At 48.6% G+C, this 24273-nt stretch carries 24 protein-coding genes; 7 read left to right on the forward strand and 17 right to left on the reverse strand.

Features of this window, described 5'->3' with window-relative positions; all coding sequences use genetic code 11:
- Nucleotides 1-4 precede the first annotated feature (4 nt).
- Nucleotides 5-1681, forward strand: coding sequence for a dipeptidyl-peptidase 3 family protein (locus DEU29_RS03820; protein WP_133538927.1), 1677 nt, complete (start codon nt 5-7; stop codon nt 1679-1681).
- A 213-nt stretch (nt 1682-1894) separates the two neighbouring features.
- On the opposite strand, the gene DEU29_RS03825 is transcribed toward DEU29_RS03820, so the two are convergent.
- Complete coding sequence (locus DEU29_RS03825) at nt 1895-4072, reverse strand: S9 family peptidase (protein WP_133538928.1); 2178 nt, start codon at nt 4070-4072, stop codon at nt 1895-1897.
- A 143-nt stretch (nt 4073-4215) separates the two neighbouring features.
- Between DEU29_RS03825 and DEU29_RS03830 the strand changes: the two genes are divergently transcribed.
- Together DEU29_RS03830 and srmB are read left to right on the forward strand one after the other, a co-directional pair.
- Nucleotides 4216-5064: a universal stress protein gene (locus tag DEU29_RS03830; RefSeq protein WP_133538929.1), complete on the forward strand. Its 849-nt coding sequence runs from the start codon at nt 4216-4218 to the stop codon at nt 5062-5064.
- Nucleotides 5065-5126: 62 nt separating this feature from the next.
- Entirely contained in the window at nt 5127-6341 is a 1215-nt protein-coding gene (gene srmB / locus DEU29_RS03835; RefSeq protein ID WP_133538930.1) for an ATP-dependent RNA helicase SrmB, read from the forward strand.
- Between the two features lie 2 nt (nt 6342-6343).
- Here srmB and DEU29_RS03840 read toward each other — a convergent pair whose 3' ends face one another.
- The 4 genes from DEU29_RS03840 to pomA all read right to left on the reverse strand — a co-directional run bounded on the left by DEU29_RS03840 (nt 6344) and on the right by pomA (nt 9998).
- Complete coding sequence (locus DEU29_RS03840; protein ID WP_243734465.1) at nt 6344-6709, reverse strand: VanZ family protein; 366 nt, start codon at nt 6707-6709, stop codon at nt 6344-6346.
- A 16-nt stretch (nt 6710-6725) separates the two neighbouring features.
- Complete coding sequence (gene thiI, locus DEU29_RS03845) at nt 6726-8186, reverse strand: tRNA uracil 4-sulfurtransferase ThiI (RefSeq protein ID WP_133538932.1); 1461 nt, start codon at nt 8184-8186, stop codon at nt 6726-6728.
- 106 nt (nt 8187-8292) lie between these two features.
- Nucleotides 8293-9225 (reverse strand): flagellar motor protein MotB, encoded by a 933-nt coding sequence (locus tag DEU29_RS03850; RefSeq protein WP_133538933.1) that lies wholly within the window; start codon nt 9223-9225, stop codon nt 8293-8295.
- Between the two features lie 5 nt (nt 9226-9230).
- Nucleotides 9231-9998 carry a flagellar motor protein PomA gene (pomA, locus tag DEU29_RS03855; RefSeq protein ID WP_133538934.1) on the reverse strand — a complete coding sequence of 256 codons (768 nt, stop codon included), beginning with the start codon at nt 9996-9998 and terminating at the stop codon, nt 9231-9233.
- A 207-nt stretch (nt 9999-10205) separates the two neighbouring features.
- On the opposite strand from pomA, the gene DEU29_RS03860 reads away from it, so the two are divergent.
- From DEU29_RS03860 to dxs, 3 genes are read left to right on the forward strand one after another with little or no spacing between them, the layout of a single operon-like run.
- Nucleotides 10206-10445: an exodeoxyribonuclease VII small subunit gene (locus DEU29_RS03860; protein ID WP_133538935.1), complete on the forward strand. Its 240-nt coding sequence runs from the start codon at nt 10206-10208 to the stop codon at nt 10443-10445.
- Nucleotides 10442-11326: a polyprenyl synthetase family protein gene (locus DEU29_RS03865; protein WP_133538936.1), complete on the forward strand. Its 885-nt coding sequence runs from the start codon at nt 10442-10444 to the stop codon at nt 11324-11326. The genes DEU29_RS03860 and DEU29_RS03865 overlap by 4 nt, the downstream gene beginning before the upstream one ends.
- Before the next feature lie 13 nt (nt 11327-11339).
- Complete coding sequence (gene dxs / locus DEU29_RS03870; RefSeq protein ID WP_133538937.1) at nt 11340-13181, forward strand: 1-deoxy-D-xylulose-5-phosphate synthase; 1842 nt, start codon at nt 11340-11342, stop codon at nt 13179-13181.
- Here dxs and DEU29_RS03875 read toward each other — a convergent pair.
- The 12 genes from DEU29_RS03875 to DEU29_RS03930 all read right to left on the reverse strand — a co-directional run bounded on the left by DEU29_RS03875 (nt 13176) and on the right by DEU29_RS03930 (nt 23496).
- On the reverse strand, nt 13176-13652 hold the full coding sequence (locus tag DEU29_RS03875) for a phosphatidylglycerophosphatase A family protein (protein ID WP_133538938.1): 477 nt from the start codon (nt 13650-13652) through the stop codon (nt 13176-13178). The genes dxs and DEU29_RS03875 overlap by 6 nt on opposite strands.
- Nucleotides 13649-14644, reverse strand: coding sequence for a thiamine-phosphate kinase (gene thiL / locus DEU29_RS03880; RefSeq protein ID WP_133538939.1), 996 nt, complete (start codon nt 14642-14644; stop codon nt 13649-13651). Before thiL ends, DEU29_RS03875 begins: the two co-directional genes overlap by 4 nt.
- A gap of 59 nt (nt 14645-14703) precedes the next feature.
- Nucleotides 14704-15123: a transcription antitermination factor NusB gene (nusB, locus tag DEU29_RS03885; protein WP_133538940.1), complete on the reverse strand. Its 420-nt coding sequence runs from the start codon at nt 15121-15123 to the stop codon at nt 14704-14706.
- Between the two features lie 10 nt (nt 15124-15133).
- Nucleotides 15134-15598: a 6,7-dimethyl-8-ribityllumazine synthase gene (gene ribH, locus DEU29_RS03890; RefSeq protein WP_133538941.1), complete on the reverse strand. Its 465-nt coding sequence runs from the start codon at nt 15596-15598 to the stop codon at nt 15134-15136.
- Nucleotides 15599-15657: 59 nt separating this feature from the next.
- Nucleotides 15658-16308, reverse strand: a complete 651-nt coding sequence (locus DEU29_RS03895; protein WP_133538942.1) for a GNAT family N-acetyltransferase — start codon at nt 16306-16308, stop codon at nt 15658-15660.
- On the reverse strand, nt 16308-16910 hold the full coding sequence (locus DEU29_RS03900; protein WP_133538943.1) for a lysophospholipid acyltransferase family protein: 603 nt from the start codon (nt 16908-16910) through the stop codon (nt 16308-16310). The genes DEU29_RS03895 and DEU29_RS03900 overlap by 1 nt, the downstream gene beginning before the upstream one ends.
- Entirely contained in the window at nt 16907-17818 is a 912-nt protein-coding gene (locus DEU29_RS03905) for a DUF3014 domain-containing protein (protein WP_133538944.1), read from the reverse strand. Before DEU29_RS03905 ends, DEU29_RS03900 begins: the two co-directional genes overlap by 4 nt.
- A gap of 34 nt (nt 17819-17852) precedes the next feature.
- The gene (gene yaaA / locus DEU29_RS03910; protein ID WP_133538945.1) at nt 17853-18632 is read right to left on the reverse strand and encodes a peroxide stress protein YaaA; all 780 of its coding nucleotides are present in this window, start codon (nt 18630-18632) and stop codon (nt 17853-17855) included.
- A gap of 47 nt (nt 18633-18679) precedes the next feature.
- A complete protein-coding gene (gene secF / locus DEU29_RS03915) occupies nt 18680-19627 on the reverse strand; it encodes a protein translocase subunit SecF (protein WP_133538946.1) in 948 nt (315 codons plus the stop codon).
- 8 nt (nt 19628-19635) lie between these two features.
- The gene (gene secD / locus DEU29_RS03920) at nt 19636-21480 is read right to left on the reverse strand and encodes a protein translocase subunit SecD (protein ID WP_133538947.1); all 1845 of its coding nucleotides are present in this window, start codon (nt 21478-21480) and stop codon (nt 19636-19638) included.
- A 28-nt stretch (nt 21481-21508) separates the two neighbouring features.
- A complete protein-coding gene (yajC, locus tag DEU29_RS03925; RefSeq protein WP_133538948.1) occupies nt 21509-21844 on the reverse strand; it encodes a preprotein translocase subunit YajC in 336 nt (111 codons plus the stop codon).
- A gap of 128 nt (nt 21845-21972) precedes the next feature.
- On the reverse strand, nt 21973-23496 hold the full coding sequence (locus DEU29_RS03930) for a sigma-54-dependent transcriptional regulator (RefSeq protein WP_133538949.1): 1524 nt from the start codon (nt 23494-23496) through the stop codon (nt 21973-21975).
- Between the two features lie 158 nt (nt 23497-23654).
- Here DEU29_RS03930 and DEU29_RS03935 point away from each other — a divergent pair, with 158 nt between their 5' ends.
- Nucleotides 23655-24272: a trimeric intracellular cation channel family protein gene (locus DEU29_RS03935; RefSeq protein WP_133538950.1), complete on the forward strand. Its 618-nt coding sequence runs from the start codon at nt 23655-23657 to the stop codon at nt 24270-24272.
- Nucleotide 24273: the final 1 nt, after the last annotated feature.

Raw genomic sequence — 24273 nt, forward strand, 5'->3', positions numbered from 1 at the left:
CGTTATGTTAAAACAAATATTTACCTTAGCTCCTTTATGTTTAGCCCTGGTCGCTTGCAGCGATCAACCGACATCATCAACCGATAGCGCCGAGCAATCATCGACTGCTACAACAGTGCAATACAGCGTCGCTGATGGCGCCGAAAGTCGCTTTGATATATACACTGACTATGAGTTGAATTCAGATTTGAGCCATCTGAGTGATAACCAAAAGCGCATGATCTCACTATTAATCGACGCATCAGTGATCATGGATGATTTATTTTGGCAGCAAGCGTTCCCACGCGACCGCGACGAGTTTTTATCCTCCGTTCCCGAGTCAGCGAAAGAATTTGGACGAATTAACTACGGCCCATGGGATCGTCTCAACGGCGACAAGCCGTTTATTGCTGAGTTCAGCGAAAAACCTGCCGGCGCCAATTTTTATCCCGCCGACATGACTAAGCCGGAATTTGAGGCCTTCGACAACGATCAGAAAGACAGCTTGTACACTTTAATCCGTCGCGATAGCAACGGGCAGTTAACTGCAGTCCCTTATTCTCAAGCTTATCAACAGCAGCTGCAAAAAGCGGCTGACCTATTGCGCCAGGCAGCTGATTTAGCGGAGAACCAGGATTTTGCAAATTATCTGCGTTTGCGCGCCGACGCTTTTTTGAGTAACGAATACCAGCCCTCTGATCTTGCCTGGATGGATATGACCGGCAATGATATCGACGTCGTCATCGGCCCGATCGAGAATTACGAAGACCAGTTATTCGGCTACAAAACTGCATTTGAGTCCTACGTTTTAATTAAGGACAAAGCATGGAGTGAACGATTAGCTAAGTACGCGCAATTCTTACCAGAACTGCAACGAGGCCTGCCGGTTGCGGACAAATACAAGGCAGAAATGCCCGGTGCTAATGCACAACTTAACGCCTACGACGCTATTTACTACGCCGGCCACTCCAACGCCGGTAGTAAAACAATTGCCATCAACTTACCTAATGACGAGCAAGTTCAGCTAGAAAAAGGTACCCGTCGCCTGCAGTTAAAAAACGCCATGCAGGCTAAGTTTGATAAAATTCTGGTGCCTATTGCCGAACAGCTTATTGTGCCCGGGCAACGAGGTAATATTACCTTCGATGCATTCTTTGCCAATACCATGTTCCACGAAGTCGCCCATGGTTTAGGTATTAAAAACACCATTAATGACAAGGGCACCGTCCGCGCTGCGTTAAAAGAACATGCCTCGGCACTGGAAGAAGGTAAAGCCGATATCCTGGGTCTGTATATGATCACCCAGTTGTTCGAAAAAGGCGAAATCGAGACCGGCAAACTGGAAGATTACTACACCACCTTTATGGCCAGTATCTTCCGTTCTGTCCGCTTCGGTGCCTCCAGCGCCCACGGCAAAGCCAATATGATTCGTTTTAATTACTTTGCCAACGCCGGTGCCTTCACCCGCAACGCCGACGGCCAGTACGCAATTAATATGGGCAAAATGCGTCAGGCAATGAACGAGCTGTCAGAAAAAATCCTGACCCTGCAAGGCGACGGTGATTACGACGGCGTTGCCGAACTGGTCAACAGTCTGGGTGTGATCAATACGCAACTGCAAGCCGACCTTGACCGCCTCAGCGATGCCGGCATTCCGGTTGATGTTGATTTTATTCAGGGTAAAGAAGTGCTGGGCCTATAAGCGCTGGGAACCTCGGGGAGTTCGGGCATATCAACTCTGCAAAGACGGGCTAGTTGGTATGCCGGGGGCTCGCGCAAGAGGGACGCTGCAAGTACATCCCTGTACGCTTGTTTCCGGCCATCCATGGCCTCCAACACCCTCTTGCGCGAGCCCCCGGCACACCAACGCCCATCTATGCAGAGTTGATAGACAAGCTCGCTCCCTTAACCGCGCTTATTGCTCGAGAAGATCGAGAATAAACGCATACTCCTCAGCTACTTCTTCAAGTCGCGAGAAGCGGCCTGAACTGCCACCGTGACCGGCTTCCATGTTGACACTAAATACCAGCGGGTTGTTGTCGGTTTTCATATCGCGGAGTTTAGCCACCCACTTTGCGGGCTCAAAATACTGAACTTGTGAATCGTGCAGGCCGGTGGTAACCATCAATGCTGGGTAGTCCTGGGCGCTGATATTATCGTACGGCGAATAGGACAACATGTAGTTGTAATACTCTTCTTGTTTTGGGTTACCCCACTCATCAAATTCGTTGGTCGTTAGCGGAATCGACTCATCCAGCATAGTGGTGACGACATCAACGAAGGGCACGTGTGCAACCATACCGCGATACAAATCCGGTGCCATATTGGCGACAGCTCCCATCAACAGTCCGCCGGCACTACCGCCCATGGCAAACACTTTGTCCGGATGAGCGTAGCCTTCTTTTACTAAATGCTCGGTCACGTCGATAAAGTCGGTAAAGGTGTTTTTCTTATTCAACAACTTGCCGTCTTCATACCATTCGCGTCCCATTTCCTGACCACCGCGAATATGCGCGATTGCGTAAACAAAGCCACGATCAACCAACGATAACACCGTAGAGCGGAAATACGGGTCTGACGAGGAGCCATATGAGCCATAGGCATATTGATACAGTGGTGCGGTGCCGTCGTGCTCAAAATCACTGCGCATTAACAGCGATACCGGGATTTCCGTGCCGTCGTCCGCTTTCGCCCAAACACGTTTGGTGCGGTAATTCGATGAATCAAAATCTCCCAGTACTTCGTCTTGTTTGAGTAACTCTTGTTCACCAGTTTTCATGTCGTAGGCGTAGATCTTGGTCGGTGTTTTTAACGAGCTAAAGCCGTAACGCAGTGTGTCAGTATCCTGTTCCGGGTTGCGTTGAGAGTACATCACGAAAGGTGTTTCTTCGGCTTCGATATAGCGTTGTTGCTCAAAGTCCTGCCAGGGCAGCACGCGAATACGGCGAAGACCATCACTACGCTCGTTAATGGCTAAGTAATTGGTAAAGGTGGTAAAGCCCTGAATAAAGACATCGTCGGAGTGTTCAATCAATGGTTGCCAGTTATCGCGTGAACCAACCTCGTCAGCGTCAACCTGCATGACTTTAAAGTTAGGCGCGTTCCAGTCGGTGCGAATAATCCAGCGACCATTAATATGTTCAGCACTGTATTGAACACCACGTTCACGCGGCGCAAAAACAGTCATGTCGGCATCTGGAGTGCTGGTATCCAGGATACGTAACTCATCTGCGACAGTACTGCTCATCTGCACTTTTACGTACTGGTTATCGCGGCTGTTACTAAGCCACATATAAAACGACTCATCTTGCTCTTCGTAAACTAACTCCGCTTGTTCTGCGGGCGCATCAAGCTGATGTTTAAGCACGCGAGTTGATAACAATGTCTGCGGGTCGTTTTCGATAACAAACAGAGTTTTATTGTCTGCCGCCCAGGCAATGCTGGATGATAATCCATCCAGACTTTGCTTACGCATCTCGCCACTGGTTAAGTCTTTAATCCACAGTTGGTATTGGCGTCGTCCATTAGTATCAACCATATACGCCAATAAATTTTGATTCGGGCTAATGGTTAAGTTCGCTGCAGTGTAGTAGTCATGGTCTTTTGCCAGTTCGTTCACATTCAAAAGTATTTGCTCTTCACCGCCAGACACCGGTTTACGCGCATGGATCGGGTATTCACTGCCTTCCTCGTAGCGTGTGTAATATTCGTAATCGCCTTTCACGTAGGGCACGCTGCTATCGTCTTGTTTTATGCGCCCAATAATTTCGTCGGTTAAGGTTTGTTCCAGCTGCTCATAGCTTTTTCGGTAAGCGTCGTAGTACTCATTTTCTGCCTCAAGGTAAGCCAATACCTCAGGGTCTTTGCGCTCGTCATCACGTAACCAGTAGTAAGTATCGACGCGGTCAGCAACCGGTGACTCGACGATAAAGTCCTTTTCTACCGCGTCAGGCGGTGCCGGCAACTGCGACTGTTGTTCCGTCTGCGAGGCTTGTTGGCTGTTGGTTTGTTGCTCTGTCTGATCACTACAAGCCGCGAGTGACAGACCCAAAATTATGGCGATTGAAACAGATAGTGAGCTGCGTTTAAGCATTATAATTAACCTTCTGATTGTTGTTCTTGTGTTAACTAATGTACCGCTTTTTCAAAAAAATGAAAGTTCCCCCGTGGGGGCGGAACTCATAGCTAAAATCGCTATCCCATGGTAGTATTCTGGCCGAAAATAAGGATGCATTAATGAAGCATGTTTTTGCCTGCGTCGACGGTTCCGCGTCGACCACCGCAGTTTGTGATTACGCCAGTTGGGCAGCTCAACGACTCGCCACTCCGTTAACGTTATTACATGTACTTGACGAGTTACGATATCCAGTTAACTCAGACTTAACCGGCACTATAGGACTGGGCGAGCAACAGCAATTGCTTGAACAACTTGCTGAGTTGGAGCACCAGCGCAACGAACTCGCTTTGCAGCATGGCCGTAATATGCTCGAGGCTGGCCATCGCCGCGCTATCGAAAATGGTGTCGGTGAAGTTTTTAAAAGTCAACGCCATGGTCAGCTAGCGCAAGCTTTGGCTGAAGTGGAGGCTTCGATACGCCTGCTTGTTGTGGGGTTACATGGAATTGATAGTAATGACAGCTTGCGCGTCGGTAGCCAGCTAGAGACATTGATTCGCTCGTTGCAAAAGCCTACTTTGGTGACACCTAAGTTATTCCGGGCACCGCGCAGTGTCATGCTGGCTTTTGATGGCAGTGATGCATCGCGCAAAGGTGTTAAAATGTTAGCGGAAAGTCCAATTTTTAAAGGGATGCAAATTACGCTGGTGACTGTAGGTCAAAATAGCAACGAGGTAGTTGCTGCAATTGAAGCTGCTGCTAATCATTTACGTGAATATCGCCATCAGGTAGATTTTGAAATTATTACCGGTGAGGTAGAGTCTGCATTGCTTGACTATCAGCGTAAGCATCATATTGATCTGATAGTCATGGGTGCGTTTAGGCACTCCAGGGCACGGCAATGGTTTTTAGGCAGTACCACCCGAAAACTTCTGCAGGCAGCGGACGTTCCGTTATTATTACTTCGGTAAACAGTGCGATACTTCGCGAAGAAAAACCGCTGGCTTAACCAGCATATCGATTAAGGGCTTTCATGGCAATCGACTGGCAAGATTTAGAACTCGACGAATCACTAATATTCCCGTTGCTGGAGCAAGGCTTAAACAAGCCGGCTAAAGTGCAGCAAGAAGTCATCCCTACAGCATTGGATGGCATGGATGTGTTGCTCAGCTCGCCAACGGGTAGTGGTAAAACATTAGCCTTCCTGTTACCCGCATTGCAGCATTTGCGTGATTTCCCGCGCAAATCACCCGGTGGCGCGCGCATTTTAGTGTTGGCTCCGACTCGCGAGCTTGCCGAGCAAATTTATCAACAGGCATGCCTGTTTTCTAAGTCATCAGGCCTTAGCGCAGTCGTGGTAACCGGCGGTATCAACTACGGTTCTCAACTCAGTCAATTAGAAAAATCACATGATTTACTGATTGCCACGCCCGGACGGCTACTGGATATCTTACAAGCTGAGCAATATCAGCTTGAAACGGTAGAATGGCTAGTCATCGATGAGGCAGACCGTATGCTGGACATGGGATTTGCCAAGCCGGTAGAAGAGATCGCCCGGCACGCCCGCCATCGTCAGCAGAGTATATTATCGTCAGCTACTCTGGCCAGCGCCGGAGTAGAGTCGTTTGCCAAAAAATTGCTTAATGAACCGGTGCGCATCGAAGTAGAGCCCCCAAAACGCGAGCGTGGCAAAATTCTCCAGTATGTGTATTTGGCAGACACCCTGGAGCATAAACAGAACTTGTTGCTACGGGTACTTAAAGAATTTGAAGGTCGTCAGATTGTTTTTGTTAAAACTCGTGACAAAGTCGCTCAGTTAGCTGGCACCTTGCAAGCAAATTTAAGCTACCCGGTATTGCATCTACGCGGGGATCTGCCACAAGCAGAGCGTCAACGGATCATCGAACAATTTAAAGCGCATCCAAAAGCCGTATTAGTCGCGACTGACGTTGCCTCGCGTGGGCTTGATATTGATGACGTTAGTGTTGTCGTTAATTTTGATTTGCCGAAACAAGCGGACACCTACGTGCACCGAATTGGTCGTACTGCGCGTGCCGGAGCAAAGGGCGTTGCTATTTCACTGGTCGAAGCGCACGACGCGTTATTGCTTGGTCGCATCGAGCGTTATACTGGCCAGGCCTTAGATCGGCGGGTATTCAGCGACTTAAAGCCCCAGCATAAATTTCCGGCGACGGATAAAAAACGTAGTAAAAAGAAGAAAACCGCGAAGAAAAACAAAAAACGCTAACATCAGTTAGCGTTTTTTTTACGTTGTTTAAACAATAAAACCAACGAGAAATAAGCAATAACGCCGGCGGCGTCAGCCAGCCAGTCATAAAAATCTGAGCCCCGTCCGGGAATATAGTTCTGCCCTATTTCTATCAACAGGCCATATAAGCCTAGTAATAAAAATGACACTCGCCCGCTTAATGCGAACGCCTGATGCAAGGTAAAACTCAGCAGGAAGAAAACACCGACATGAACGTATTTATCAAAGTACGGTATTTTACTTGCTCCAGTCGTTGGTACCTGAACAAAAAACGCCACCGTCGCGGCAATTAACAAACCGATAAAAACGAGCCGAGCCAAAAGCTTTGAACGTTTGGAGCGTAACAAACTGACTTCCTTTATATTATTGATAGACGGATACGTTACTGTAGCCGGCTTCATGCAGTAACAGCGCCTGCATTTTACTCATAACGCCTTGCGCACAATACAACAAGTAATGTTGGTTAGCATCCAGCTTTACAAACTCTGACTGTAACTTGAAAAACGGAATTTCCATAACCGGTAGCTCACTGCGTAGCGGCATTTCTTCAATTTCGTCGCGGTTGCGGATATCAATAATTGTTTGTGGCTTACTTTCGTTGACTTGATCAACGGCTACTGTGGTTTGCTGTTCAGCCTGTTCCGCAATATCCTGCATACTCAGCACATCCGCATTCCTGACAACCTGCTTGAGCAAGTCCATATCCAGTTTCGCCTCTTCTGCTTCGACTTCGTCAGGTAAGGCTCTGACCGTAGGCTTTATCGAAATAACGCCACAGTATTCCGGGATCGACTTAGCTAATGCCTCGGTACCTATGCGCTTAGCGACATCAACAATTTCTTGTTTATCTTTAGTAATCAATGGCCTCAGCACCAAAGCATCGGTAGCCGAATCTATAACCCGCAAGTTGGACAAGGTTTGGCTGGATACCTGACCGATGGCCTCTCCCGTAACAAGCGCCTGAGCTTTTAAAAAGCGCGCAACATGCGAGGCTGCTCGTAACATTTGCCGTTTTAATACCACACCCATTACGCCGTTATCGCAATGACTGAGAATATCTTCAACCACTGGCGCAAAATCGACACTGACAAATTTTATCGGATGCGATGAGCTATAGCGCTGCCACAAATAATGACTAATTTGCCTTACAGCTACCTCGTGCGCGTCACCACCCAAGTTAAAAAAGCAAAAATGCGTGCGCGCACCCCGGCGCATGAATTCGAAACTTGCGACACTGGAGTCGAAACCCCCACTCATAAGGCTAACGACAGTTTCCTGGGTTGGGATCGGAAAACCGCCCAGCCCCTCCTGCCGGTCGCCCAGCAAATAAATCGTCTGGTCGGTAATCTGCAAGTTAATTTCGGTATCGGCATCTTTTAACTGCACCCGGCTATTAGGTGCGGCCTTTAGTAGGTAGCCACCAACATAGCGCTCGAGTTGCTGCGATTTAAATTCGTGATGACCTTTGCGTTTTACCCGCACAGCAAAGCTCTTATCTTGCAGACTTTTGGCCCAGTGCTCGCCAACCCAATTGGCGACATCATCAAAGTCGCCCAGCGTTCGTTCCTGTACTTCTGCAAACCATGAAATACCGGGCGTACAGCTCACCCCCTCAGCAATCGCCTTACCGATAGCATTGGCGTCAGTAGCCGATTCTGGTGTAACCGAAACCTCGATGCGGTCCCATAACCACTTTACATAAACATCGGCATCGTCACGAGCCAACACCTTGCGCAGATTGTTAGTCAGTACTTTACCGTGACGTTTGCGGACAGAGCGGCTTTTGATAGTAATTTCTGCGTGGAGGCGAGCAACAAATTTCATAGATTAACCAATTAAAACAAACAACAAAGCCGCCATAACGTTTTGCAACGCCGATGGCGGCTAATTAAGAAAACCTGCTTATTATACGAAATTTTTAGACTGACGGCTATTCCACCACGTTAACCGGATCTGACTCTTTTGCTTTACCCTGCATAATTGCAATATCGACACGGCGATTCTGAGCGCGGTTAGCTGCCGAGTTATTCGGCACGATGGGTTTAGTGTCTGCATAACCCATAGTGACCAGACGGTCTGCTTCAAAATCCTCGACTTGCAACATTTCCTCGGCTACAGCAACAGCTCGCTTGGCCGACAAGTCCCACTTAGAGGTATAAATTTCCGATACCAACTGCTGATTATCGGTGTGTCCGGAAATCGTAATCTCGCCCGGGATATCTTTTAACGCCTCAGCCACCTCGCGTATTACCGGTTTAAACTGTGGCTGCAAAAACGCTGAGCCTTCGGGAAATGAACCGCGCTCACGAATCCGAATTAAAATCTGTTGACCAAACTGCTCAAGCTCCAGTGTGCCGGCCTGCATTTCTTGTTGCAGTTGACGTTGAATTCGTTCCAGTAACTCTTTGGTTTTTTCGCTAGCGGCTTCTGAGTTGCTCTCCGACTCAGCGCTTTGTTTGTCTTCTTCACTTTCTGCCTGCTGTCCACCACGTTCCGTTTGCTGGCCACCGGCAAAGTCAGACTCGCCCTCCTGAAACTCCAGCATTTGCTGAGTCATCTCTACCGTTTGCTGCTGAATCGTTTCGATTGGCGTCGGTTCAGGGCGTCCCGGACGAAACTCTTGCGCTATAACGCTGGTTCCTTTGGGAATATCTTTGACTTCGATTTTGTTTTGTACACCCAGGGCAAACTTCATCGAGCCTGCTATTTGTTTAAACTTCAACACATCCATTTCGGAGAACGACAGCAACAACACGAAGAAGCACATCAACAGTGTCATAAGATCGGCAAACGTCGCCATCCAGCCCGGTAACCCCGGGGGCGGGCATTTGCACTCTTCTTTGTCTTCCGCTGCTACAGCCATGCGTTTTACTCGTCGCCCTCATCCGCGGTGGCTCGTTTCGATTCTGCTAAATAGTTACGCAGCATCCCTTCGATTACCCGCGGGTTTTGACCATCCTGAATACCCAAAATGGCATCCAGAATTAATTGTTGATTCAGCTTTTCCTGATCAGCACGTAGCATTAACTTGTTTTTAACCGGGATACAGAACACGTTCGCCATAAAGGCGCCATAGAGTGTGGTCAGTAGCGCAACTGCCATGGCCGGGCCGATAGCCTTAGGGTCATCCATATTGGATAACATACCCACCAGACCGATCAAAGTACCGATCATACCCATCGCCGGTGCGATGTCGGCTAGAACCGAGAAGAACCGAGCGCCCTCCTCGTGGCGGGTGTAGCTCATCTGAATATCTTTAGAAAGTGTCTGGCGAACCACCTCGGCATCATGCCCGTCGACCAGCATGTCGATACCTTTACGGAAAAATCGATTTGGTATTTCTGCCTCTTCCAATGCCAGAAAGCCCCCTTTACGGGCGGAATCTGCCATTTCAACAGCGGTGTCGATAAGCTCTTGCGGGTGCTCAATTTTAAAGAAAAAAGCTTTTGCCATAACTCTACCGGTGGCAAAAAACTGGCTTAAGGAAAAGTTGGCTAACGCCACAAACAGGGAACCACCCACCACGATAAGAATGGACTGTACGTTGATAAACAGGCCCACGTCTCCGCTTAACACGATAGCCGCAACAACAAAACCTATTGCACCTATAATTCCTATCAGCGTTGCGATATCCACTCAGCGTCCCCCGAAATCAATTAAGCTGGCCGGTATTCCGGTTGCAGCGCGTTAGTCTATCCATTGCAGTACGTTCATTTTTAATCATCACGGCGCCGCTGACAAGCGATTACACAAAGTTCCTGCGCCAAGTTAGCTTATCATCGGCTGACATTGCTAAATCTTTATTAGATAATGGCGACTATCCGCTGGCAACGAGCACACATTATGACTGATAAAAAAACACAAGAACCATCTTTTGAGCAGGCGCTACAACAACTTGAACAACTGGTAAATGAACTGGAACATGGTGATTTACCGCTGGAAGATTCATTAAAAAAGTTTGAACAGGCTATCGCCCTCTCTCGTTCCAGTCAGCAGCAACTGCAACAAGCGGAACTAAAAGTTAAACAGTTGATTGCGCAAAACGGCGAGCAACAATTACAAGATCATGAGGCCAGTGAGTGAGTATCAAATCGCTTACCGAGGACGTTCGCCAACGCGTTGACCACGCCCTTGATGAACATTTGCAGCGCGCCAGCATTGACGAGTCCCTGGCCGCAGCGATGCGGTACGGCGTGTTACTTGGCGGCAAGCGTATCCGGCCCTATCTGACACTGGCTGTAGCTGAAATATGCCGTGGTGATATGTCAGCCGCATTAACTGCCGCATGCGCCATCGAATCAGTCCACGCATACTCGCTGATTCATGACGACTTGCCGGCCATGGATGACGACGCCCTGCGGCGAGGTAAGCCAACCTGCCATATTCAATTTAACGAGGCCACAGCTATATTAGCCGGTGACGCCCTGCAGTCTTTCGCTTTTCAGTTGCTATCGCAGCCTCTGCCCAACATAACTCCGGAGCGCCAGTTACAGATGATGCATGTGCTAGCCAAAGCCAGCGGTGGTAACGGCATGTGCGGTGGTCAGGCACTGGATTTAGCAGCCACTCATAAAACACTATCAGAAAACGAATTGCAGCAGGTACATCTGCACAAGACAGGGGCATTGATTCAAGCCAGTGCTGAGCTGGGTGCTTTGTGTGGCGAAGAAGATGCCCTGGCTTATCGGCGACAATTTAGTGAATTCGCACAACAGCTGGGGTTAGCATTTCAAATTCAGGATGATATTTTGGATGTCACCAGCTCTACCGATGTTTTAGGGAAGCCTCAGGGTTCTGATGAACTTGCCGAGAAATCAACTTACGTTAAGCTACTCGGGCTTGACGGCGCCCGGCAAAAACTGCTTTTATTGCACCAACAAGCACTACAGTCGCTAGCGGATATACCGTACAATACTACACAGCTAGAACAATTTTCTACGGTTCTGTTAACCCGGGACCATTAAACCAAAGAGTATTATGACTTCACTTCTTGACCGTATCGAGTTACCTGCGGATTTACGCCGCCTGCCCAAGCACCAACTCAAGCAGGTTTGTGATGAGGTTCGCCAATTTTTACTAAACTCGGTGAGCAAAAGTAGTGGCCACTTAGCGTCGGGCCTGGGAACCGTCGAACTGACCGTTGCCTTGCATTATGTTTACAACACCCCGGACGATAAGTTGGTCTGGGATGTTGGCCATCAGGCCTATCCGCATAAAATTTTAACCGGCCGTAAACAGCAGCTACATACGATTCGTCAAAAAGATGGTTTACACCCCTTCCCCTGGAGGGACGAGAGCCCTTATGACGTGCTTTCGGTCGGCCATTCGAGTACTTCAATATCTGCTGCTCTGGGTATGGCTGTTGCAGCTGAGCGTCGTCGCAGCCGGGAAAAAGTCGTGTCTATCATAGGCGATGGCGCAATGACGGCAGGCATGGCCTTTGAGGCCATGAATCACGCCGGTGATATTAAACCCGACATGCTGGTGGTGCTTAACGACAACGACATGTCGATATCGGAAAATGTTGGCGCACTTAACCGACACTTTGCGCGATTATTGTCGGGTAAAGTCTATACCTCGATACGTGAACAAGGCAAAAAGTTACTCAAGCCACTGCCGCAAATTCATCACCTCGCCAGCCGCGCCGAAGAGCACATGAAGGGCATGATGGCGCCGGGAACGATTTTTGAAGAGCTTGGCTTTAATTATATTGGCCCGATTGATGGTCATGATGTTGACGAACTGGTCGAGACCCTGGCCAACATGCGCGACTTAAAAGGTCCGCAACTACTTCACATTGTGACGCAAAAAGGTAAAGGCTATCAGCCGGCGGAAAACGACCCGATTGGTTATCATGGCGTGCCAAAATTTGATCCCACGCTGTCGTCATTACCGGTGAAAGCCCCGGGCATTCCCAGTTATTCAGAAATTTTTGGCCAGTGGCTTTGTGATGTTGCGAGTCAGGATTCTGCACTCATGGCGATCACTCCCGCAATGCGCGAGGGCTCGGGTATGGTTGAGTTCTCAAAACGTTTCCCGCAGCAGTATTTTGATGTTGCTATAGCCGAACAGCATAGCGTTACTTATGCGGCAGGTTTGGCCATTGCCGGTCTTAAACCTGTAGTCGCTATCTATTCGACATTTTTACAGCGCGCTTATGACCAACTGATTCACGACGTTGCACTTCAGAACCTCGATATGTTGTTCGCTATCGACCGGGCTGGCGTGGTCGGTGCTGATGGCCCTACCCATCAGGGTGCATTTGATCTGAGTTATCTGCGCTGTATTCCTAATATGGTGGTCATGGCGCCCAGTGATGAACAAGAATGCCGTGATATGTTATACACGGGCTATCATTACGCAGGCCCCGCCGCAGTAAGATACCCGCGCGGTAGTGGTAACGGCGTTACCTTGCGCGAAGCTGACCAACAGTTAACCCTCGGTAAATCAAACACTGTTCGGCAAGGTAAAAACATTGCCATTTTGAACTTTGGGGTGTTGTTACCTGACTGCATGCAAGCAGCTGAGGAGCTGGATGCGACCGTTATCGATATGCGCTTTGTAAAACCGATAGATGAACAAGCGATCATCGATGCAGCTAGAGCTCATCAACTTATTGTGACAGTAGAAGAAAATGCGGTTAGCGGTGGCGCCAGCAGTGCTGTGCTGGAGGTGTTGGCACAACACAAATTATCAGTTAACACGCTAACTCTGGGGCTACCTGACGAATTTATTAAGCATGGCTCGCAAGATCAGGTTAGGGCCGAGCTTGGTTTAGACGCCGCTGGCATCGAAGCTCAAATAAAATCGCAGCTATAACAACGCGTGCTGCCCGGCGTGTATTAGCAGGCAGCTGACGATGCCTGCTAATACGTCATCCATCATAATTCCGCTACCGCCCGTCAGTCGCTTGTCGACCCAGCCAATAGGCCAGGGCTTTAAAATGTCAAAAAAACGGAATAGAACAAAAGCAGCGAGCACATAAGTCCAGCTAAACGGTAACGCAAACATCGCGATTGCATAGCCGATAATCTCGTCCCAGACAATCGCCGGATGGTCATGAACCCCCATTTTGTCAGCGGTTTTACGGCAAATAAGGATACCCGCCAACGTTCCAACAACAATAAATACAGCCATCACAGAAAGCGGGAACAAACTTAATAACCCTACCACTGGAATAGCTGCCACCGTGCCCCAGGTGCCAGGCGCCTTTTTTATCAGCCCGCTACCAAAACCCAGCGCCAGAAAGTGTACTGGGTTAAGCAGACTGATTCCGGGCCAGCGCTTCATGATGGGTCAGCCTCAATATTGGCGAAATGATTATAACCGGAACGCGGCAAGCTTAATGTGTATTCCTCACCGAACAATTTAAAGGTAATTGGTTCCGACGCCACCTTTTGTATTCGTCCAATGCAAATTGGGCGATTTTTAAGGTGTGCGGTTAGTGTTTCCAGCCGTCCACGATTAGACTCTTCGACCGTAAAACACAATTCATAGTCGTCACCGGCCGTAAGTGCTTTAACAAATGCATCTTCTTGCGATAACGTTTCCGTCATCGCTAACGACAGCGGTAATCGGTCTAATTCTATTTCAGCACCAACACCGGAGGCTGACAAAATATGTTGCAGGTCGGCTAATAATCCATCCGACACATCTATACAGGCGCTGGCGACGCCGCGTAATGATTGCCCAAGGGCTACTCTGGGCGTTGGATAGTGCAAGCGCTCAACCAGCTTTTGCAGGTGCGGACTCGCTTTCGGATAGCGTTGTTGGGTGATATCAAGTGCTAGCCCCGCGTCCCCGAGGGGGCCACTCACATACAACCAGTCACCGGCCTTTGCACCATCTCGAGTCAGTGCCGAACCGGTTGGTAATTGTCCCTGTGCTGTTACCGTAACTGTTAACGGACCGCGGGTCGTATCACCACCAATCAGGGTGCAGCCGTAATACTGACAAACCTCGTGTAATCCCGCGGCGAACTCATTTAGCCACAATTCATCGATATCAGGTAACGTTAGCGCCAAACTGATCCAGCAAGGTTCAGCGCCCATTGCGGCCAAGTCACTTAGGTTAACCGCGATACATTTGTGCCCAACCGCGCGGGCGGGCGTGGTCTGATCAAAGTGCACCCCCTCAACCAGCGTATCGGTAACCGTGACTAACTGATGTTCAGGCTGAACTTGGGTAACAGCACCGTCGTCACCAATACCTATGACCACGTCGCTGCGTTGTTTTTCCTGACGCTTGAAGTAGTGTTCGATAATGTTAAATTCGTTCTGCATGGGGAAAGCCGTGGCGGGTCGCGAGCAGCCGTAGGCTGCTCGCTATGTTGATTTTTAAATTACTGACGCACAGGGCGCAGAGAGTCAACCGCTTTATCCAGCACACCATTAACAAAACGGTGACTGTCATCAGCGCCAAAGGATTTAGCTAGTTCAATCGCTTCGTTAATGGCTACTTTATAAGGTACATCCAGACGCTCTCTTAACTCGAACGCGGCAATTCTCAGCACTGCCAATTCGACCGGGTCAAGCTCTTTAATTGGGCGATCCAGAAAAGGAGCTATCGATTCATCGAGGCTCTTATAATAGCTACCAACACCACGCAATAAATCGAGGAAGTAGTCGACATCAACCTTACTGGTGTCGGTGTCTGTCAGGTACTGAGCTTCGATGTCAGAAAACGTATTTTGTGACAACTGCCAGGAATAGACCGCTTGTACCGCTAATTTGCGTGCTTTACGTCGTGCTGCAGGTTTCATTATTTTCTCCTCACAGCTTGGCTAAAACGTTAACCATTTCGAGCGCGCTCAGCGCAGCTTCCGAGCCTTTATTGCCGGCTTTCGAACCGCTTCGCTCAATCGCCTGCTCGATGTTCTCGGTGGTGATAACACCATTAGCAACAGGCAGTCCAAACTCAGTAGCAACGCGACCCAATCCGCTATTGCATTCACCTGCAACGAAATCGAAATGCGGCGTGCCGCCGCGAATTACCGCTCCAACAGCAATAATCGCATCGTAATCACCCGATGCAGCCAGTTTTTTTGCGGTGACCGGCATTTCATAGGCGCCTGGCACCCGGATCACGGTGATATCATCACTACTGACCTGGCCGTAATGTTGCAATGTTTGAACTGCACCATCTAACAAGCTTTCGACAACAAAGTGGTTAAACCGTGAAACAATGATGGCGAATTTTTTTCCGCTAGCGGCGATACCGCCTTCGATAACTTGCATATCAATTTCCCTTATTCAATTTGGCGCGAATAATAGCATAAAATCCGTCTATTTGCGGTTTATTTGCGCGCTAAAGTATAAGAATAGAAGCGCTCCTGAGTATCACGGTTTTGGCCAACAAACCGTGCTGAGCTGCTCTCTAATAATGAAATGGTCACGCGGTTGTTGTCGGCGACGGGGAATAAAACTTGCTGCCAGGGCCAGCTGGAACGTAACCAATCCACTAATAGTTGAAACAGGTCATTATGCAGGCTGGCATTAACGGCCGGTTCAGTAAGCCACCAGGTAATTTCTGCATTAAATTTGCTGCCCTGTATTGTACCTGATTGACCGCGTTGTTCCGGAACGGGCACAAAATACACCGCTCCGACCACCATATCGCGCTCGCGATCAATAACAAGATAGGTAAACGCTGTTTGTTGCTGCCACTGTTTTAGATGCAGCTTTACCATGGATTGGTTTTGTTCTAAGGAGCTTTTTTCTGAAGGCCAACTCCAACCGAGTTGGCTATAGAGATAGCGTTGAGACCCCATATAGCTATGGAAGAGACGCTCTGCATCGGCAGCCTCAATGGGGCGCACTAGCAATGATGACGACTCCGCCTTTTGCGGTGTCGACCAACCGGATTGCCAAAATTCAGCGGCATTGACGAATGATCCCCAACACAGACTGACTATAACAATGCCACAGCAAGCCAATAGCCGGTTCATCAACTATACTCCGCGCGCTTACCCTGAGCATGGGCAAAAAAGCTTTTTACGCGTTCCAGTTCTTTTTCTATCTCACCAGCAACCATGACTGCCGGACCAATATCGATAGCTTTACGAGCAAAATCCATCGCTACAGGAATAATCGGCACATTAGCTTGTTTGGCCATATGTAAGAAGCCTTTCTTCCATTGCTGGACTTTTTTTCGGGTTCCTTCCGGCGTTATGACCAAAATAAGTTCATTTTGACTTTCAAATTCCGACACCATTTTACCCACGACGCCATTGGCCGCGCTGCGGTCAATCGGAATGCCGCCCAGCTTTAACATTAACCCCTTAATAGGAAAACGGAACAAGCTGGCTTTACCAAGATAATTAAGTTTTAATCCCAGTGCCAGCATCACAAACACGCCCACAGGAAAGTCCCAGTTGGAAGTATGTGGGGCTATCGGAATTATCGCTTTTTTGACATCCGGCATCTGGCCATTGATCTTCCAGCCTCCGAATAACCGTAACCCAACGCGGCCAACCCACTTTAAAAACCGCCCTTTACGTGTAGGGAATTCGCCTTTTGCGTGGGCTGGAACCTTCTCTATCTCATTCATAGGTTTGCTTTAAATACTCGTCTAATGTCGCGCAATTTCTGCTTGATACGTTTTATGTTGTCAGGCCCCATGCGTAACAATTGTTTTTGCGCAGGCGGCAAGCCCTCGTAAGCAGGGTCAGCATAGGTATACATAACTTCGTCATCTTTTACCTGAACCAATGTTTCTGGTACCGGTGTTGCCAGCAATACATCAATTGCGTCCAACATCGCATCGGTAAAGTCAGCGTCTGGATAACCGATTTCGCCGTAGGCTTGCTGCATTAGCGGTTTAAACAGTTCGTAATTTTCAATTAGTGCCTGCTCTTCGATGCTGACGAACCAGTCAACCAATGCGTCGTAGCGTTGATAACTGCGCTCATCAATATAGAGTTCCCCGTCTATTTCCATCACTTGAAAACGGCCGTCGGGACGCTGAACAATGGTTCTGTCTCTAACCAGCGTACCGTTGCGCAAATTATCGATAATGACTACTGCATCGCGAACCAGTTGTGAGCTCTTCAACGGCTGTATTACCACACCGCTGGTGTCCAGAGTTTGCAACACAGTTGGGGTGCTCTCATCTAACGCCGGTAGCTGTGGCTCGGGGACAGGTTCTGGTTCGGGCTTTGCTTGGGGCTCAGGCGTTGCAGCCTGTTCGGGCTCATCAACTTCAACGGCTGCAGGCGATGGTTCCGGTTTAGGTTCAGTTGTGGCCTGCTGTTCATCCACTACTGCCGTCTCAGACACTGTGTTGGCAGGTTCCGCTACTTTTTCGGTCGTGGTCTGCTGGTCTGCCGGCAGCCACCACCATACAACGGCGATAATTACCGCAATAATAACAATAGCAACCGCGATAACGGTAGTACGACTTTTTGAAGCCGCACCATCGGCATATTCTTGCTGCTGTTCCGTATTATTATCTGTCATAATATTTCCGCCATTGCTACAAGGATTAAGGAGCCTACCGATTAGCTTCTGCGCGTTTGAATACCAGTTGTTTATCACTGGATTCATCGGCGTCAAATTGATATCCAGCCAAATTAAACGCTTTTAAGTCAGACACAGATTGTGGTTTTTGGTTCACCATAAAGCGTGCCATCAAGCCACGAGCTTTCTTGGCATAAAAACTGATCACTTTATACTGACCGTTTTTTTCGTCTTTGAATACTGGTGTCACCACGGTCGCGTTTAACTTTTTAACGTTTACCGCCGAAAAGTACTCATTAGAAGCCAGGTTAACCAACGTATCAGCGCCCTGCTCTTGCAAGTCGTTATTTAACAACTCGGTAATGGTATCGCCCCAGAACTCATAGAGGTTTTTGCCACGGGGATTGTTTAGCTTTGTGCCCATTTCCAGACGGTAGGCTTGCATCAAGTCGAGCGGCCGCAACAATCCGTATAAACCTGAAAGAATACGTAACTGTTGCTGCGCCGAGGTCAATGCTTGTGTATCCAGGGTTGCAGCATCCAGGCCTGCGTAAACATCACCGTTAAACGCAAATACCGCAGGTCTTGCGTTACCCTCGTCAAACGGCAACTGCCAATCACTAAAGCGAGCAGCATTGAGGCCGGCCAGTTTATCGCTGATCTTCATCAGTGAAGCCAACTGTTGTGGACTCAAATCACGGCAAACCTCCACCAAAGACTGAGCATCATCCAGTAACCGTGGTTGTGTTACATCGACTGAAGCGTATTCCGTCTCATAATCTAAGTTTTTCGCCGGTGACAATACTGCTAGCATTTTTTATTCCTCACTTTAGCAAAAAGGCTATTGCCCTAACCGCTGGGTTAAGGCAATGGGTCCTGATCGGCACCCTCTTTTTCTACCTCGGTTGGCATCAAGTCCTCACGGCTCACGCCAAAGGTTATCGCAACCGAACTCGCGATGAAAATTGACGAGTAAGTACCGATAACAACACCAAATAGTAACGCGGTAGAGAAGCCGTGGATCAATGGCCCACCTAAAAAGAATAGCGTTAACAACACTAAAATGGTGGTTAACGAGGTTACCAATGTCCGGCTCAATGTATCGGTTAACGCTCTGTTAACCGTTTGCATTGGGGTTAGCTTGGCATATTTGCGGAAGGTTTCCCGGATACGATCAGACACCACCACGGTATCGTTTATCGAATAACCTATCACCGCCAGCAATGCTGCCAACACGGTAAGATCAAATTCTAATTGCAAGAACGAAAATAAACCCAGCGTTAAAATCACGTCATGAGCCAAGGCTGCAACTGCACCCACCGCCAGGCGCCATTCAAAGCGCAATGCGATGTAAATGAGGATACAGATCAGCGCCGTTAACATCGCCAGGCCGCCTTGTTCGATGAACTCATCACCGACGTTCGGGCCAACAAACTCGATACGGCGCATTTCGATACCCGCATCGATATTTGCCCTTAACGCGTCGAGTATAGTTGTACCAAGCTGCTCTGCTTTGACGTCAGTGCGTGGCTCGAGACGAATCAACAAGTCCTGCTGAGTACCGTAGTTTTGCACTACCGCGTCGCCAAAGCCGTTATCATCAAGTACCGACCGCACTTGATTCAGATCAGCCGGTTGCTGAAAACCAACTTCGATTAAAGTACCGCCGGTAAAGTCTAGTCCAAAATTCAACTTATTAACCGACAAGGACACAATCGATGCAACCAGCAGTAAGCCACTGATTATCGCGAACACGCCCCGGAAGCGCATAAACGGAATTCGTTCGTCTGTACTTATTATTTCTCGCATAATATCGCCTAAATCGAGAGTTTGCTCAGGCGTTTACCGCCCCAGACTGAATTAACAATAGCGCGCGTACCGACGATTGCTGTGAACATCGAGGTAATAATACCGATTGCCAGGGTTATCGCGAACCCTTTGATTGGACCATTACCAATCGCGAACAAGATTAATGCCGCAATCAGTGTGGTCACGTTGGCGTCGGCAATGGTCGATAGGGCGCTGTCATAGCCGTGGTGTATTGCTTGCTGTGGACTACGCTTGTCTTTGATTTCTTCGCGTATCCGCTCAAAGATCAACACGTTTGCGTCCACTGCCATACCAACAGTTAAGACGATACCTGCCATACCCGGTAAGGTCAGTGTCGCGCCTGGAATCATCGACATAACACCAATGATCAACACGAGATTTGCTGCTAGTGCACAGTTCGCAACCAGACCAAATTTACGGTAATAGGCGACCATAAACAGTAGCACTAAGATAAAGCCCCACATGATGGCTTGCGTACCCGCATCAATATTTTGCTGACCCAGGCTCGGGCCGACCGTGCGTTCTTCAACAATTTGAATGGGTGCGATCAAAGCCCCGGCACGAAGTAGCAAGGAGAGGTTTTGCGCCTCTTGCGCCCCGACACCAGTAATGCGGAAGCTACTACTCAAGCGTGACTGAATAGTCGCGACGTTGATTACTTCAGCGCTCTTAGTGAACTGTAAATTACCGTTCTCGTCGCGCTCTCCAGTGGCATTGTACTCAATAAATACGGTTGCCATGGGTTTGCCAACATTATCCTTGGTTGCCATCGATATTTTGTTACCGCCGGCTCCGTCCAAAGTAATGTTAACCTGCGGGCGGTTATACTCATCATAACCAACACCAGCATTCACGATATGATCACCGGTTAAAATGACATCTTCTTTTAGCAACTGCTGCGGACCGTCACGCATTGGCAGTAATTCACTGCCGAATGGCACGCGACCACTGGTCGCATCGCGCACGTCATTTTCAGTATCTACCATGCGGAATTCAAGCGTCGCAGTAGCGCCCAGAATTTCCTTAGCTCGCGCCGTATCCTGCACACCCGGTAGCTCAACAACAATACGGTTAGAGCCCTGGCGTTGAATGACCGGCTCTGCCACGCCCAGTTCATTAACGCGGTTACGCATGATCGTGATATTCTGAGATACCGCATAATCACGAGTTTCCGCCAGCTTTTGCTCGGTCATACGCAATTCAAGCAATTGCTCATCGGGTGTTTCGAACAGCTGGTAACCCTGGTAGCGATTATCCAAGTAAGTCGCAGCCGCCTGGTAAGCTTCGTCACTGCGAAGTTCGACTCGAACGCCAGTGCCATCAACATCGACAGCCGTATAACGAATACGCTCTTCACGTAATTCGTTGCGTACGGTGTCTTTCATGCCGTCAAGAATTTTGCGCATGGCTTCATCCATGTCGATTTCCATCAGGAAGTGAACACCACCACGCAAGTCGAGGCCTAGTTTCATGGGTTGTGCGCCAACGGCTTTTAGCCACTCAGGCGTTGCCGGGGCCAAATTAAGCGCAACGATATAATTATCGCCCAATGCGTCAACTAACGCTTCCCGCGCCTTGAGCTGTTCGTTGTCAGAGTTAAGTCGAACCAGGATCTGCTGCTCTTCTAAAGCAACTGACTTTGGCGAGATGTTCTCGCTTGAGAGCGTATTGCGTACACGATCAAGTGTCGCGGTATCAATAGTGGCCTGTCGATCTGCGGAAATTTGAACTGCTGGGTCTTCGCCGTAAATATTTGGCAGCGCATAAAGCGCTGCCACCAGAACGACAAAAATAACCAGCAGGTTTTTCCACAACGGGTATTTATTTAACACGTCGTGCCTGCCTTTGTTGTTACTGCAATTACAGTGACTTCATGGTGCCTTTAGGTAGTACCGAGGTTACCGCTGCCTTTTGCACGGTGACTTCCATTTCTTCAGTCAATGCAATCACGATAAAATCTTTGTCATCGCTTACTTTTGTAATGCGACCAACCATTCCGCCCTGGGTAAGAACTTCGTCGCCTTTGCTTAGCGATGATACCAACTCTTTGTGCTGCTTAACGCGCTTCGCTTGCGGGCGATAAATTAAAAAGTAAAAAATCAGACCGAACATGACCAGCATGAAGATAAGTTCCATACCGCCACCTTGCGCTGCGCCAGCGTCTTGAGCATAAGCAGGACTAATAAAAAAGCTCATAAGTTTCCCCAATCAAATTAATTTATATTGTTTTATTGCACCCTGTCATACATAGGGACAAGGTGCCGCAATTACAAGTGGAACAGGTCGGATAGTCTAGCAAAAATTTGGCAGGAAAGAATACTCAATCAAATATCATAACCCATGGCTTTCAATCGCCGCCGCATACCAACTTGAGAAACCTGCAGTTCCCACATCATCTGTTCGGTATCCCCGCGATATTTTTCGTAGCACGATTTTAGCTCCTGCTCAGCCAGATCCTGGGCAGTTCTTAAACCATCAAAGCGTTGTATTAACTGATAAACCGACGCACGTGATATCGATAGTTCACGCGCCGTTGCCTGCAACTCGAAGCGGTTTTTCTGCAATGCCTCGGTCAATTCCTCACGCCCAATGGTATTGGGCTTGCGACCATTGCCATTATGCTTAACGGTATCGGTCACATCACGAAGATTGGGTTTTGGCTTTAATATAGACAACAGTTGCTGATCTAACTGTAGCGATTCTTGTTCACGGCTATCAATAACCGCCTGCCGGGCAACATTGCGCAGCTGCCGTACATTACCGGGCCAGTTGAAACTTAAAATCCGGGCAATAATAGCGGGAGGTATCCGCAACTCAAATGGTCGACCCGGATAAATCTTTTGCCACTGTTGCTTAACAAAGTGCAAAAACAAAATACTTACGTCTTCCAGCCTGTCGCCTAATGGCGCTAAGAATACCTGATAAGCAGCAAGTAAATTAGTTAATTGCCACAATTTGGAACCATGTGAACAAGGGCAGGCATCATAAATACTAGTGGCAATAATACGACAGGTCACCGGCTGCTGCTGATCGCCATTAACAGCCACATAAGAACCACTCGCCAGTGCAGCAAATAAGCTTGAGATTACAACTTCAGAGGCATCCTCTAAATCTTCGAGTACTAACGTCCCGCCTTCGGCTTGCGAAAAATAGCCCGGCGATGTTTGCCCCGAACGGCTTACACCGAACAGTTCTTCTTCTGCGACCACATCATGAATCGCCGCCAGATTGACCACCACAAATGGCTTGTCGCAGCGTGAGCTATCGCAATGAATTTTATAGGCGGCCTGCTCTTTCCCCGAGCCTGTTGCGCCCCGAATAATCACCGGAATATCCAGTTGCGCGATGTGCTCAAGCTTACCCGTTAACGCATGAATATCCGGACTGATGCCTTTTAACAAGGCGTCTTTTTTTAACCGACTGTCTTGCAACGGCAAAAGCTTAAGTAGCAAAACGACTTTATTACTCAGGGTGATAGTAACCCCGCTGCTTATATCGCTCTGGCTCAGTAAATATTCACTTTGCTGCGCACGACCTTCAATACGAACACGCGTGCTGGTTGAATGTCCCCGAATCCGGTACACGTCATCATTGTCCTTTTGGATGATTACCGGGGAGCGACTTAAATGAGGGTCGTTTAATGGTTTTCCCGCATGACCATTTTTACTGAAGTCGGGTCGATTACGGCTAACGTAATCCCGCTCGTCAGTAACCATACCAAGCAGAGGGGCTGTCTCGCCGACTCGCTCCAGGTCCGGGTGAAGTGCGATAATTAACGTGGGCACATACTCTACACGACAAGCAATATCGTCGTCAGTATGTTGGGTTTTCATTTCTGCAACATTCATCTTTAGCGCTAGTCCTTAGCATTACGACGTCTCGTTAGATAATTCATTGTACGAGATTGATGATAAAATAGCCAAATAATTTAAACCGCCCAATGCTACCAATCTCGCCGTTATAATGACAAACTGCATTAAAAAGTACGTTATGGATTGCAGCCCAAATGGACATTATATTTTATTGGACAGACCAAGCTGGCGTGGCGGTATTTGCAGTCGCGGGCACGCTGTTAGCCTTTCGTAAGCACATGGACGGATTCGGCGTTATTATTTTGGCATCAACCACCGCCATTGGCGGCGGTACCGTCCGTGATCTTATCCTCGGCCTGCCGGTATTCTGGGCTCACGACCCAACGTATATATACACGATTCTTGTCGCCGCTTTGTTAACTATTATCTGGTTACGCTATAAAGCATACATCCCGATGACCACGTTGCAAATCGCCGATGCGGTCGGTTTAGCATTCTTTGCGACAATGGGCGCACAAAAGGCATTAGCGGCAGGATTTGAGCCATTTATTGCAGTCATTATGGGCACTATTTCGGCTTGTTTTGGCGGCATGATACGAGACGTTCTGGCCAGAGATATACCCATGGTGCTAAAAAGCGAGCTTTATGCAACAACCTGTCTGGTGGGTGCGAGTGTTTATGTGCTGTTGGTTCCCTACTATCCGGTCATTGCCCTGGCGGCCGGTATGTTGTCGACGCTTGTAATACGGCTGGGTGCGATAAAGTATCTATGGTCGCTACCCGTGTTTCCCGATCATAACGAGCCGCATTAAC

This window comes from Idiomarina aquatica, from assembly GCF_004362895.1.
In the GTDB taxonomy this organism is placed as follows: Bacteria; Pseudomonadota; Gammaproteobacteria; order Enterobacterales; family Alteromonadaceae; genus Idiomarina.